Genomic DNA, 14,689 nt, shown 5'->3' on the forward strand with positions numbered 1-14,689 from the left:
CATTGAATATTCAACTTTCACCACTATGAGAGTAATGGCAAATATTACTTACAAAATTTAGCCTCTATTTTTTGAAAGAAATAAATTTGACGAAAAATAGAGACCTAGGCATCAGTTATCTTTGCTAGCTAGCTTAGCGTCTGGCATGCCATTATATCCTTTTGCCAACAATTGCAAGCCGTCTTGATAAATACTCTCGATATCATCCGGCTCAGTCACCTGAAAGCCAAACTCATCGCGTGCTTTTTTGTTCGGGTCCCCCCTGAACGATAGCCAGTTAAAACTAGTTATCACTGCAAATTTCTCGTCGCACACGAGTAATTTTCGATGGGTATTACCCAGAAATACAAATTTAAAATTATCAAAACGTTTTTGAAGGGTCGTGAGCTCTTTCTCGGCTAACGAGGTAATCGCGGGCTTCTGCTTCGCCTTGTCGTTACCTCTGAGTCCGTCTTCTTCGGCAAGGCCATATCCAATAGACACCTCCACCCCATTACGCAGCAATGCTTCAATTGATGAAATAAACATCCGGTCTACAACGTAATGTGTTATCCAAGGAGAAATAATCAACAAGCGGTCTTTGGAAGTCGTCAACGCTTTACGGAGAAGTCCTGGATGCTCGTGCATTCTTACACACCGCTGTGTCATTGCTCTTAGACGTTCAACGACAGGACTACTCATAGAGGTGGTGGACGACTGTTCATTCTTTCCTAACGAAGCGACACCGCCTGCGAGCCGTGAGGACTCTTCATTAATGGATGTAGTAACTTCCCTTTCAATAGCTAACAATTCATCGAGTTTTGTCTGCTCACTTACCCCAGAAATCAAATCACCAATTTTAGGAAACTCTGCACGTGTTAGCGCATGGTTCGCTCCTGCTTGTTCGGGGCCGCCAAGTTCTCGGAAAGCATTTTCGTGCTCCAGAGAAAAACCCTCTTCCAAATAAAACGCTACTTGTACTTCCTCACTGGAAACTGACCGGTAAAAAAGCATAATACATGGGAGGAAATGCATTTCACGTCGCTCAATTCGTCGAGCGGCAAGTAGCTCACGACTTCCTTCATCTTGACGTGGAAGTCTTTGCAGGACTTTATCGACGTCTGCAAGCGGAATATCGGCAATTTCGGGACGTTTAGCACCGCACAAAGGAACCTCATAAAATCCTAAGCTTTTTACGTCGCGTGGTTTAAACAATGATGACGTTGAGACGAAGCGAATTTTACGTTGATATGGGTCAAAGACGAATTTTACAACAGCTTCCTGGGGCACAACCTCTTTCATCGTTAATAAGGTTGAACGACCCTTTTCGGTCAGCGTTACTACGGCCTCGGCATTCTCAGTTCGCCGAGAATAGTTGATGCACTCATTCGTATTTAGACCCGCCAACACTCCATCTAGCACAACTCGCGGCAAGCCTAATAATGACGAGATGTCCGCAGGAGAGTACAGGCCAGCATTAATAGCCCCGAGGCAAGCCTCCTCAATTGGCCCAAGACTCTTTTTTTCTAATGTGAGCACCCTTGTCGTCAAGAGGTAATTTGGAATTGCAGCCTCCTTAAAGGCGACCAAAGAATAGCCAGGTCGCACATATGCAACCTCATCCAAAATCTTTTCAAGGTTCACTGTTTAATCTCCTCCAGAGCACAATCCTGCGGATTCCCTTTTATATAATCAATCACACGTTTTAATGGATTGGAACGCCCCTCAGCTTCCTGGCAAAATTGATGGTCCCCAACAATAATTAAGTACTCTTTACCACGAGACAACGCAACGTTGATTCGTTCCATTTCGCGAAGGAATCCAAGCCCACGAACATCCGAACGAGTTACGGAGAAAATTAGAATATCTGCTTCTCTACCTTGGAAAGCATCAACCACGTTCACATAGATATCAGAAAACGACTCCCACTCATGACGTTTGTTTTGAATAGCAGCGTGAAGTCGCTCTCGTTGTTCGCCGTAGCCGGTTAGCACGGCCACCGACAACGGTTTCTGCTTGGATTTGCCATGTTTGAGTTCAAAATCGATTCGCCCAAGTAAATCTGAAATGTATTTAATTTCGAAACCATTCCACTGGGATGTACCGACCGGCTTCGATGCTTTTCCATCACATCTACTTGTCGAGAACCACACTACCGGACGGGACAACGTTCTCGATAACAGCCCAAGTGGAGCTCGTTCCGCACTTTGCAGTTCCGAATCGTAAAAACATGCCGATATAAGGTCACCGATAGCGGGCACCATTCGGTGCTGGGTCGACAATGCCTTTTTCAACTCAGTAGGCAACCCATCCAACAAATGGTTGAATAGCGTCGCTTTCTGGTCTTGAGCGCTTAAGGAAAAGCGTTGCAGTAGCCCTGATGTCTGTAGTTCTGGGTCTTGGAAAGGAGATAGCTGTTTGTGGTCGCCGACCAAAATAGTCCGTCTTGCCCTTGCCATAGGCACCAACACTTCGGTGGGCGTTGCAATGGACGCCTCGTCGACGATACACAAGTCATAAGTAACGTCGTTACGTCCTGGCACTCCCATCACACCTAGGCAGGTACCAGCAATCACCTGAGACTGCGTCACTAACGCTGCTTTGAACTGCGGACTCCGTCCAAAACGAACTTCCCATTCCGAATGAACGGCGAGCATGCGACGGAGTTGTGTTACTTGCGTGGAGTCAGCAACATAACTGTTAGCCCATGACCGTAGCTCGTCTGAGCTACACTCCGCGAGGTGCTCAATCGCTTCCTTGTCTGACTCATATTTTCGTAGTTCGCCAATCGAGTCCTTCAGGTCCTTATCGAGCGCATCGAGTTCCCGAATTAATTCCGATTGGAGTTCCTCAAGGTCAGCACGTGCCTCCGTTTCAAGAGTTGCTTTATCGACACGTAAAGTTTGTTCAATTCCGGCGATTTTAGATTCGACTTCATCCAGTCTCTCTCGAAGACCTGCGCGTTTTTCCAGAGCCATCGCCATGCGCGTACTGGTGAGGTCTACACCGCTTTGTTGCGCCCACGACTCAATAAACTCTTTTCCCTTCGCAAGTGCTGACTTGCGCATAACAGGCAATTTCCTGTCAATCAACAGCCCTTTGGTCTTTTCTGCAATTCGCTCATCGTTTTCGTGTCCGATTCGGAGCGCTCGTATTTCATCCTCGCTTTCCTTAAGAATTCTCTCGAGTGAGTTATCCAACGCAACATGCGTTTGAGATGTCAAAAGAATTCGAGCGTTCGGATTATTGCGAAGGGTCTGCAACACTATCTCAGTAATGAGCGTTGTTTTGCCTGCGCCTGGGGGCCCTTGCACGAGCATCAATGCTGGCTCTGACAGTGCGGTACGTACCGCATCACGTTTATCATCGTCCATAGCATCCTGAATAAAGTCCACATCTTCAGGAAGCGGCACTGGAACTGTTGACGGGTCAACAATATAGTCACCGAGAATCGGGTTGACTGCGCGACCGAAGCGAACAGCATCCACAGCTGCTTTTTGTCGGTCAAGCGCTACGTCTGCCCTTGATGTATCAATCGTGAGTACACCTTGTTCAGGCAACATACCTAGTTCAATGCGATTACGCTGGTTTGGCTGAACCAGGACCGAACTATCACTTACGGACACAACGGAGCCGGAAAATGTATCGTCACGACTAACTTCGACTTGAACGTCTTGGTCGCTGAGAAAATCAGCGTCTGCTGCTTGAGAAAGCGTAAATCGAATGTACCCTCCGGACGACTCTTGCGCGATGTAGCTCAGTTTACGCTTCCGTTGCCGTTCAAGTTCGGTCTTTGCACTTAGTAAATCTAACCAAGTTTTATAGATAGCTTGGTGCCGTTGTTGAATTCGAATGGCCTTTTGGTCGGCGCCGAACTGAAGAAGTTCGTCTTGCAAGTTCGCGATATTTTCTTTGGATATAGAAGGCAGGACCCCCGAAAAACAAAACTCGTATTTTGATGGTGATGCATCGTCGCGGTTACGCTCTGCGTCCGACGATGACTGCTCTAACGCCGAGACAAGTAAAAGCTTTTCGCCGGTTGGCGGAGCCATTATCCCAATGTACCCGTATCTACCTCCGAACAGGCGAATCGTCCGTCCGAGAGGCAAACTTCCATCAGGACCGGGACGAGGCTCCCCCGTTTCGTGAGCACAAGCCGCCGACGCTAAATCGCTTTCGACAAATTTAAAAAAATCCGGGTCACTTTTTAATGCAAGGTCATACTCAAAAATTTGTTTCACTTTATGGGTGAGACTGACGAGAATCTTTCCCTTTTTCTCGGTTACTAGAGCTGGGGATAGTCTATCTAACTCTGCCAGCAGGACCGCTGCATTTACCTGCCGTTCCGCTGGATTATCAATCGATATTGCTCGGCGGAGCAGGCGCTTGAGTGGCTCGTCAATTTTTAATTGTTCAAGTGAACTCGCGAGCGCCTTGTGACTATCGACCTTATCGTCAGTTAGCGCCGTAACTGCTAATGCTACGAACCCAAAAACATCTCGACTGTAACTATAACTACCATCATCGATTTCTGGAGGAGCATAAGGGAAGGACGCAAAATGTGCCAGCGTAACACCTGGCTCTAAGAAATTCCTTATTTTCGAGATACCGAAGTCGCAAACTTTGATTATTCCGTCAGATGTGATTAACACATTTGAAGGCTTAATATCACGATGTGCAGTTCGATGTGAATGAGCAAATGCTAGTGCCTCAAGAATTTGACGGCCGATTTTCGAAAAGAAAACGTCCCAGTTTTCGTATTTACCTCTATTGAGAAGACTTTCCAAATCCTCCTGGACCCACTCCATAGCGATATAGTGCTCTCCGCTATCAGAGTCGAAGCCCGAGTCAAATATCTGCACGATATTCGGATGCTTTAAATCAGATAGCGCTAGCGTTTCACGTCGAAATGATTCCTCAACGACGGGGTCAGTTCCACTTACAGTGCGAAAAACCTTAAGAGCAACATGGCGCTCTTCCTGCGTATCGAACGCTCGGAAAACTGACGCTATCCCCCCGGACCGAGGAGGTCCAGAGACTAAGTAACGGCCATCGGCGATTAACCTTTTGCTTTTTTCTTGTTTTTGTTTTATATCGCTCAATTTGAGCTGTTCTCTCTTAGTATTCAAGACCTCACCCTATCCAATAAGTCGTTGCAATTTTGAACATATACTGAGTTGTCGCGTTCTGCCGCCGCGTTGTATTTACATCACTATCGATGAGATGCTCGAGTTGTTGAACAGTGTACATTGTTGTCGAGATGGAATGCAGGGGAATTTTGTTGGATTCTGGCTGAGCACTCGCTGGGGCATGCACATCCGAGGATGGCGGTCCTCCAGACATACGCCTTAACGTGATACGAGCGGAGAACGTATGGGAGGCGACGACTGTCGTGGGCCCGAGCAAGCTAGGGTGACGGTGTGCCGTTCTACTGAAGAGCGTCGAGAGCGTCGCGCTCGCGATTAGGATGTATAGGCGCACGGTCGGCCCGACCGGTGCTAGAGGATGTCGCCGCTCAGGGAACGGGGGAAAACATCTGAACGGGTGAAAGCCCCATCTGCCCCAAATATTACATCGGTAATGATTTAACAAAATCTATCCGGCCCATGCTGGATTTCTACCACACTTATTGTTACACAGCCATGGGCAGCAGACCTATCATCGTTACGTAGGTCCCTCCTCATAAGAGTAAGCGGCGATACTACGACTTCTCGCGCAACTGTTGAGTCCGTGGATGTTTGATGACCTCTACCATCTAGTTCTTGACAACGAAGTTTCCATGCGGCATTATTTACCTCAATTGCAAAGCTAGCACACTCAAGGCCAGGCTTGACCTGCGCATCTCTATGACAAATTCAACGGTCGAACTGCACCTGTTGAATTTTCAGAAAATCCAAAGAACCTTTTACCTGTTCTTTAAAAATTCGCACTGTAGTGCTCAACAGTTCGCCCCACTATGAGCGCTGTTCACCTCTGCATCTGCGCCGGTAGCGATGCAGATGCGTCAGCGCGGTCGTCGCAGATGGCGACCGTGGAAACAAGCTATTCAAACCACTAAGAGAAATAATATGGCAATTATCAAAGCTTACGTACCGAAACTGGCCGATATCACTCCAAACGTGCGCGGCATGGGCTTCAATGAGTTAACTGGGAAGTTTCACAAATTTGTAGGTGAATTTGAGTATTACGAAGTACTTGACGCCTTAACGGCGGCAGTCGAGGCCGGAGAGTTCGACACCGAACAGTGGGTTACCACGGTGTTTGGGTCGAATAGGGAATTCCAAGCTTTTTTGCAAAATCTGGAGGCTTCGAGCGACACCGCCCGAGTTAACGACCGCTGGTGCTTGGCGCTCGGGACCCTGACCGAATGCACTGACGATGAATATTGGCTTAATTGTGCAGTCGCCGCCTCTACCTTATTAACACACGCTAAAGATACCGGTCAGGTTTAACCAAGCCATGAACTAGGCCGGGAGCCTCTCTCAGCCTATTGCTTAGGCTACGACAGACAAGACGTAGCCCCTATGCTCGCGCTTTCTTGATGCCCAGCCAAACAAAATTTCAGCGCTGAAATTGATGAGACAGCAGAGGCCATCAATGACCTTATGACGGATTTCAGCGCTGAAATTCCGCTACCGTGACTGTTCATGTCTGTCGCGAGGTCCCCGTAGTGTTTCTCGCACGATTTGGAGATTTCATACCCTACATGTCAGAGCCAAGCCTGCCTGAGATGTCCTCATTCGGGCAGAAGTTTACTTTGCGAGCCACTGTTCGAATGGCGCGGGAAGAACGATGTCGGAGAAGTTCAACGTTTCCAGGTAGGGCAAAGCGTGCGCTGGCTGATACCCTTTGCCGTAGTTACTCTCGCTGCCCTCCTCGTTTACTACCTCGCCTTGGCGCACAATCTTTCGCCCGGAAAGGTGTTGTGACATGCCTGGCGGCCACGGTGCTCGAGCTTGTGCATCCCGAATCCGGTCTTCGAACTGGTGCCTAAAGCTGTGGTTGCCATAACCATTCGCGAAACCCAACTCGTCCTTCATAAAGCGCAGCATTGCCTGCTCGAACGCTCGTCCCCACTTCGGGGATTTCCCGCCAGGTTCAGGGAGAGACGATGGGAATAACGGCCCGTCAGCATCACCCAACTGCCGTTTACGCTGCTCTAGATAGTATAGGAGCCCAAGTTCAATCAATTTAGGATGTACGGGAATATCTCGAAGAACATTCTCATTCTTCAAGCTGCGCGGCTCGAGACCGTCTACGAGCTTCTTGGGCGACTTGAGCTCTGCTTCTTTCGTCTTGACAAAGCCATCAGCGCCCTCGTCCTCTTCGTCAAAACTAATCCGGAACCTGAATGACCAAACGCCATCAATCTGAGTTACCTCGCTGACCATAAGTTGCAATGGCTCCCTGACACGTGAACCGTGGAACAGTTGGATAAGTGGTCCAAAGTAGCGAACGCCGAGGTCTTCACGTAGCTTTCCACGCCAATTATTGGAAGCGGGGTTGTACCACTCGGAAGCCAGCAGCTTATTGATGTGAGTCGTCGTCAGCGGATATCGAGGCTTCTTGCGCCTCCGCCGTTCCTCTTTCGATAACTTAGGCATTGACTCGAGATTCGATGCAGGGTTCTCCACAGTCATCAAATTTTTAGTCCGAGCCAAGCCGAAAATTTCACGGAGGTAGTAAGGTATTTTTGACGTTGCGTACGTCTGGGACCACTTCCGCCCCTTGTCCGACAAGTGAAATTTTATGAAATTGTAGACGTCAGCTGAGGTAACCTCATCCATATAGACGTCGCCCCGGAAGTCACGGAATAAGGCCCAAGTATTAAGAACGGTACTCAGATGATGAGCGCCGACGGACTCTTGCCTGTCGTTACGGTAGAGCTCATCCATCACGGAAAGGCGTTCTCCAGAACGCACCTTGACAACCAGCGGCTCCGGAGAATCACCGCGATTACGGCTCGAAATGAACGCGTGCATCTGGGTCTCAGCTTGTGCGAAGCGGCGCACGAGCTGGACGAATAGCGGGTCATCAGTCGAGACCGCGATATCTTGAATGTCACACCAATCCAAGACTAACTCGACTACTTGAGCATAGTCCCCAGACTGGCGCCCCCGGCTAATGACGCTGCGCATTTGCGCATCCGAACTGGCACAGAACTGTTCCAGTTCTGCGAACTGCTCATCATCAAGGCCATGTTGATATCGGTCCTCATCGTCAGTGTGCATCCACGACTGAATCCTAGCCGCCACAATCTCATCGATAATGTCAGGCGTAAGAATCACTGGCTTTGCAGACTCTTCTGCATCTACGGTCTCTTGGGCGCTCCACGAAATCGGCGTGACGCGACCCTTGTTTTGCAGGTGTTTTTTGCGCAGCGCTGCCCACTTGGTCTTGGTAGCGTGAATTAACGGAGTGCCGCGTAAATACGCGTCCTCCGCGTTCGCGGTAAGCATCGACTGACGAACACGATGCTCTTCCTTAGGGGTAATTTTTCGGAGGTCGCCCGGCATGACCATGCGGACGTAGATGATACCGTTTTCACGACGCTCAAAGTATCTCTGAAGCACTTCTTTTTCCCCAGTTTTGTCACACTGTTTTGTCACACCTGCCTCTAAAAATGCTTCATAGAAACAGGATGATAAGGAAAATCAAGCACTTACGCAATATTGGCGGAAGCGGTGAGATTCGAACTCACGAACGGGTTCCCCCGTCGGCAGTGTAGAGTCGCCTACCAAGTCCACGGATGGATAATCAATAGGCTCTCCCCGAACCGGACGTGCAACTTTCAAAGCATCCGGCTCTCCAGTATGCCTCCGTATTGGCCGTATCACCGCGTTGCGAGATGAGCATCGGCGAAATCCATCAAGGAAATCCCGTCATACCGCCCATTGTGAATCTTGGAATGGCACGATGAGCATACCGGAAGTTGTTTCCGGTTTATCTTGCCCATGAGTTTGTCGAACCCCTCATTGGTGTTCTTCCCATTCCTACGCACGTGTCGCACGTGATGCATCGCGACTCCATCGCTTTCACCGCATATACAGCAATGCTTGTCAATCTTAGTTCTGGTAAGCGCGCTGGTTTGCGCCTTGATGACTTCCAAAGCGTCCGGCCTACTTCCAGTTAGAAAGTTCTTAGTATTAGCTTTCCATTCCAACGGGTACCTCAGGTTTGTGGTTTTCACCTTACCTGACGAACTCGTTATAGACACGGTCAGCATATATCCATGCTTCCTAAAGATCTCCCGCATCGAGGTGCGGTGCCGATTGGCTAACGTTTTAGCGGCACTGAACTGAAGAATGTACGCGATTCTCCTCAACTTCGCGCGATTAGTCACGAAGCTATAGTAGTTCAGGTATCCCAACAGCAGTGAGTTATATGACTCGATGATGCGAATGTCGTCTTCCACAACAAGCGAAACTTTCGCAATCGGATCACCGTTAACCTTGCAGAACCCTTTTTGGAACAAACGGCTGATAATACGGTCTATTGGTGCAAACATCGACACCTGACCTGACGTAGTCCGTTTCGTAACCGCGACACGGCCCCCATCCCCCTCTTTTCTGGAGAATGTTAGGACCCTAGGGTGTTTTGATCCCACTTTGATTCTAGTACCGAGGAAAAAGGCCTCTTCGGTCTTGGAATGCCTGATGTGAGTCTTCTCTCGGCTGAGCGTCAGTTTCAGGTCCGAGGCGAGAAATTCTTCTATCTCGTCCCGTAACTTTTCTGCCAACTGTCTTGTGCCGTTCAGACCAACTAACCAGTCATCGGCGTACCGCACATACCTAATCCGAATCGGCAATGTAGCTGCATCCCACACCGGAAGGGTCGTCGCAATGACCTTAAGTTTACGGATCTCATCTGCAATCCGCTCCCTCTCATCTTGCTTACCTTCCCCCTCAGCCTTAACCAGAGCCCTGCGCAGTCGACGCAATGCATTGTTGTTGTCTGCGTATTCCCTTGCATACTTAGGGCTTGAAGCCTTTTCGTACTTAAGACGCAGATTGTCAACGAACACATCCAACTGATGCATGTAGATATTGGCGAGGATGGGTGAGATGATACTGCCTTGTGGGGTGCCCACAATGCTGTTGACTGGTACCTTAAATTCGAGGTATCCAGCTGTCAGCGCTTTCCAGATCAGATTAATGAAGCGTTCATCGGAGATCCTGAGCCTAAGAATCTCGACTAGCCTATGATGGTCAATGTTGTCGAAACAACCCTTGATGTCACCTTCTACGAACCACGCAGCCCCTTGCCAATCCTGGCTAATGTGTTGGAGTGCGGTGTGGGTTCCCATCCCCTGACGAAATCCAAAGCTACGATCGCTGAATGAGCTTCCGTATGGACTATCGTAGATACTTTCCAGTATGAGCCGGATTGCTTCTTGAACGATTTTGTCCCGAGGAGATGCCACGCCAAGATCGCGTGTTCCTCCGTTGGCTTTAGGAATTGGGACCTTTCGGGCCCTAGCGAATTGGAACGATTCGTCCTTGAGGCTGCTGATGATCTTCTCAACAACTTCCATTGAGAATCCATCTAACGTCTCTTTATCCGCGCCAGGGGTCATGTTACCTGGGCTGCTCTTAATCCTCTCATATGCTAACTTGTACAAGTTAGGCTTGTACAACATACGATATAGATCTCGATTGACCCAGTTGGGGTTGCCATTGACCTTCCGGAGTGCCTCCAGACGCGATAGGGCGTTGTCTTCCATCTCGGAAGACCCAGCTTTGTCTAAAGGCCTACATACCTGAGTCCCTTCCCGTTCAACAGGCATTACCCTGTTCGTATCGAGATTGCCTACGGTCAAAATGCTATGCATTATGCACACACTAGACTGTGGCGGAGGAGGTGGGATTCGAACCCACGAACAGTTTCCCGTTTCTGGTTTTCAAGACCAGCGCATTCGGCCACTCTGCCACTCCTCCAACTCGGACGGTACTACGAACTCTCCGTCGCCATTCTCGCCTCCCGGCTTGAATCGTGGGTAGGTATTGTCCCCACTTCCTAGGGATTACTCCCCTTAGGCGATCCCCCTGTTAACGACAATACGTTGCTTGAGGTTAGGTGTCCCACACATCCTTTGTAACGCCATGCCGGCGCGCACTCTGCCCGGAACTCTGCCATCTGCTTGAAAACCTCAGATGACACAGGCAAAAGAGGGTGTCATATGCTTTCCCTCCAGGTGCAGTGATCCCGTGCTTCGGATTAGGATTCTGACAATCAGCCCTCACCATACTCAAGTTAGCTGACCAACTCGGCGGAGGGTCGCATCTTCCTCCCGTCGGCCTTTTAACACCATGCTGCGGTCCCCTTGACCTTTCGATCTCAGGTAAGGTGCTGCTTTATCCACATTAGTTCAGTGGAACCAGCCGTTGCTGGCTACGTACTACCGCCCTCTCGGGGCGCACTTTCAAGACTGCTGCCTTCAACCACTCGGCCACGCTTCCTTGGGGAACCGCATTATACATAAATCATTGCCTGCCGGGCAGCCGAACGCGCATGGCTGAGCAACGATCAGGCCACCAGCAGCCAGTTTTCCCGCAGCGCCGCTTCGAACTCGCACGCCGGCAGCGGCTTCCCATACAGGTACCCCTGCACCTCGTCGCACCCCGCCTCGCGCAGGAATTCGATCTGGTCGACGGTCTCCACGCCCTCCGCGATGACGCGGTGCCCCAGCCGCCGCCCCATGCTGATGATGGTGCTGGCGATCGCGCAGTCGCTCGAGTCGCGCGGGATGCCGGTGGTGAAGGAGCGGTCGATCTTCAGGGTGTCGATCGGGAAGCGCTTCAGGTACGAGAGGCTCGAATAGCCGGTGCCGAAGTCGTCCAGCGACAGCGCCACGCCCAGGCCGTTCACGCAGTCCATGATGTCGATCACCTGCTCGATGTCGTGCATCAGCGTGCTTTCCGTGATCTCCAGTTCCAGCCAGTACGGCGGCAGGCGGTAGCGGCGCAGCGTGCTGGCCACGCGGTCCGGCAGCGACGAGGTGAATTCGCGCGCGGAGACGTTCACGGCCAGGCGGAACGGCGGCAGACCGGCCTGCTGCCAGATGGAGGCCTGGGCGCAGGCCTGTTCCAGCACCCACTCCCCTACCTGCACGATCAGGCCCGTGCTTTCGGCCAGGGGGATGAATTCGCTGGGCGGGACCATGCCGCGGGTCGGGTGCTTCCAGCGCACCAGCGCTTCGGCGCCGACCAGGCGGCCGCTCGCGATCTCGAATTTCGGCTGGTAGTGCAGTACCAGCTCGCCGTGGCCCAGCGCGTGGCGCAGGCCGGATTCGATCTTCATGCGCTGCTCCATCCCCTGGTTCATGTCCAGGCGGTAGAAGGCCACGCTCTTGTCCGGGTTCTGGGCGTTTTCCTTGGCGCGCTCCATCGCGATGTCGGCCATGCGCAGCAGCGTCTCCGCATCCTGCCCGTCCTGCGGGTAGACGGAGATGCCGATGCTGGCGCCCACGCGCAGGTCGTGGCCTTCGATGCGGAATGGCGCTTCGAGCGCGGCCTGCAGTTTCTGGGCGACGGTGGTCGCTTCGAAGTGCTGGCGGACGTCGAACAGGCCGATGGCGAATTCGTCGGCGGCCAGGTGCGCCACCACGTCCTCGTCGCGCAGCGCGTTGCGGAAGCGCTGCGCGGCCTGGCGCAGCAGTTCGTCGCCGATGCGGCGGCCCAGCGTGCCGTTGATCAGTCTAAAACGGTTGATGTCGACGTACAGCACGCAGGCCGTCGTCTCGTTGCGCTGGGCTACCGTGAGGGACTGGTCAACCAGGCGGCCGAACAGGCGCCGGTTCGGCAGGCCGGTCAGCTCCTGGTAGTAGGCCAGGTGGTGCAGGCGCTCCTCGGCGAGCTTGCGTTCCGTGATGTCCGTCAGGTAGGCGATCAGGCCGATCGGGTGGTCTTCGAGGTCGTTCAGCGGCGACAGCGACAGGCTGGCCCAGAAGACCTCTCCGGACTTCTTTCGGCGCCGCACCTCCATCATGCGGCCGCCCTCTTCCGGGAAGGCGTCGAGCGGGGTCGGGTCTTCGTCCGCGTAGAGGAACAGGATGTTGCGGCCGATGGCTTCCAGCGCCGTGTAGCCGAACAGCTGCTCGGCGCCCTTGTTCCAGCTGGTGATGTAGCCCATGCGGTCCATGGTCAGCACCGACTCGTGGATCTGGTCCAGGATCTGCGACTGGTGCGCGAGCTGCGCCTCCATGTGCGCGTAGGCGTGCGTCGTGCGCTGGGCCAGGCCGTGCATCTGCAGCAGCGTGCCGGTCAGCGCCGCCAGGCCTTCGAGCTGGCGCCAGTCGTCCAGCGTGTAGGCGCGGCCCGTTACCTCGTAGCGGCCCACGCATCTGCCGTCCACCTGGACGTCCTTCTCCAGGCGGCCTTCGCGCGACGCCGGTGCGCAGGAAGCGCCCGCCCCGCACAGGACGAAGGTGCCTTGCGGGCTGGCCAGCAGGCAGGCGGCGATGCGGCCCAGTTCCGCGTGCAGCGCGTCGCCGCGCAGTTTGAGGACGGCGTCGCAGACGGCGGTGCTGCTGCCGGCAAAATCGAATGGCGCGGCAGCAGGCAGCTTAGACATGGCGGGCTACCTGGATGGCCCAGTGGAAGGCCTGCAACTGGCAGTTCCACCATGTTTCGGCATCGACGCCGGCGCCGGCCAGCGTGGACGCGTCGGCGCGCTTCGCCTCGGCCAGCATCAGGCGCTGGCCCAGCGCGCCTTCGCGGTGCAGCAGCGCGGCGTTCACTTCGTCCGGCAGGTTCAGGTCCGGCAGCAGTTGCGCCATCGGCGTGCGGAACAGGCGGTCCAGCAGCGAGAACACGCCGGTCATGAAGGCGAGGTCCTGGGCGTTGCGCTCGCCCCCCTCCTGCTTGCACAGCGTTTCGAGCGCGCCGCCGCGCATGGCGGCCAGCGGCAGCAGCAGGTTCGGCGGACCGTCCGGGTCCTGGCGCGCGTACAGCAGCAGTTGCAGCCAGCGCTGCAGCTGGCGCCGGCCGATGCGGTTGATGGCCTGGCCGAAGCTCGTGATCGGCACGCCGGACGTGAACGCGGCCGAGTTCACCAGTTTCAGCAGGTGGTAGGACAGCGCCGGATCCTGTTTGAGCTGGTGTTCCAGTTCGTGCGAGTCGGCATCGCGCGCGAGCAGCGCCAGCATCGTCATCATGCGGCGGCGCGAGGTGCCGTCGTCGTCCGGTGCCACGCTGTCGAGGATGTAGTCGCCGGCGAACCAGGCGAAGCCCGCGTTCTCGCAGGCCTGGAAGCGGGCCATGTCGTCGACGCCGTAGGCCAGGTGCGGCCCGAACAGGGCCGGCAGCGAGATGGCGCGCGGCGCGTCCGCGCTGCAGTCGCGCGCCGTAATGCGCAGTGTCGATGGCGCCTGCACGCCCGGCGGCGGGTCGCCGTCGAGCAGCAGGCGGTAGCCGGCCTGCTGCAGCTGCGCCAGCGCCTTGCCGGCGCCTTCGCGCGCCAGCGCGGACGCGGACACGGCCAGCAGCACGCGGCTGGGCGGCAGCACGTTCAGCACGGGAGGGGTCAGGATGGCCGGGTCATCGATGCGGACGACGCAGTCCAGCGGCGCAATGGCCTCGAGCAGGTCGGGCGGGCCAAAGGCCGCCTGCAGGAAGGCGCCGTCGGTCGGCTGTCCCGCCGCCTTGAGCAGCAGCGCAACCCATTCGTTTTGCGCGTTGGCGATGGAGCTCAATTCAACCAACGGGAACGA

Annotated in this window: 7 protein-coding genes and 1 tRNA gene; 1 reads left to right on the forward strand and 7 read right to left on the reverse strand. The window is 53.7% G+C overall.

Going from position 1 to position 14,689, the window contains the following annotated elements; translation table 11 throughout:
• Window positions 1-111 precede the first annotated feature (111 nt).
• Window positions 112-1,623 carry a phospholipase D-like domain-containing protein gene (locus tag QPK32_RS04205; protein WP_290411518.1) on the reverse strand — a complete coding sequence of 504 codons (1,512 nt, stop codon included), beginning with the start codon at window positions 1,621-1,623 and terminating at the stop codon, window positions 112-114.
• Window positions 1,620-5,108, reverse strand: coding sequence for an AAA domain-containing protein (locus QPK32_RS04210; protein WP_290411519.1), 3,489 nt, complete (start codon window positions 5,106-5,108; stop codon window positions 1,620-1,622). Before QPK32_RS04210 ends, QPK32_RS04205 begins: the two co-directional genes overlap by 4 nt.
• Window positions 5,109-6,047: 939 nt before the next feature.
• On the opposite strand from QPK32_RS04210, the gene QPK32_RS04215 reads away from it, so the two are divergent.
• Window positions 6,048-6,431 (forward strand): hypothetical protein, encoded by a 384-nt coding sequence (locus tag QPK32_RS04215; protein WP_290411520.1) that lies wholly within the window; start codon window positions 6,048-6,050, stop codon window positions 6,429-6,431.
• 300 nt (window positions 6,432-6,731) lie between these two features.
• Here the strand turns inward: QPK32_RS04215 and QPK32_RS04220 are convergent, their stop codons facing one another.
• The 5 genes from QPK32_RS04220 to QPK32_RS04240 all read right to left on the reverse strand — a co-directional run bounded on the left by QPK32_RS04220 (window position 6,732) and on the right by QPK32_RS04240 (window position 14,671).
• Window positions 6,732-8,588, reverse strand: a complete 1,857-nt coding sequence (locus tag QPK32_RS04220; RefSeq protein ID WP_290411521.1) for a hypothetical protein — start codon at window positions 8,586-8,588, stop codon at window positions 6,732-6,734.
• Window positions 8,589-8,812: 224 nt separating this feature from the next.
• Window positions 8,813-10,555, reverse strand: coding sequence for a reverse transcriptase domain-containing protein (locus QPK32_RS04225; RefSeq protein WP_290411522.1), 1,743 nt, complete (start codon window positions 10,553-10,555; stop codon window positions 8,813-8,815).
• A 273-nt stretch (window positions 10,556-10,828) separates the two neighbouring features.
• A tRNA-Ser gene (locus tag QPK32_RS04230) sits at window positions 10,829-10,916 on the reverse strand.
• A 589-nt stretch (window positions 10,917-11,505) separates the two neighbouring features.
• Window positions 11,506-13,551 (reverse strand): bifunctional diguanylate cyclase/phosphodiesterase, encoded by a 2,046-nt coding sequence (locus tag QPK32_RS04235; protein ID WP_290411523.1) that lies wholly within the window; start codon window positions 13,549-13,551, stop codon window positions 11,506-11,508.
• On the reverse strand, window positions 13,544-14,671 hold the full coding sequence (locus QPK32_RS04240; protein ID WP_308632437.1) for an HDOD domain-containing protein: 1,128 nt from the start codon (window positions 14,669-14,671) through the stop codon (window positions 13,544-13,546). Before QPK32_RS04240 ends, QPK32_RS04235 begins: the two co-directional genes overlap by 8 nt.
• Window positions 14,672-14,689: the final 18 nt, after the last annotated feature.

It is taken from the genome of Massilia sp. YIM B02763, from assembly GCF_030412015.1.
Taxonomy (GTDB): Bacteria; Pseudomonadota; Gammaproteobacteria; order Burkholderiales; family Burkholderiaceae_D; genus Telluria.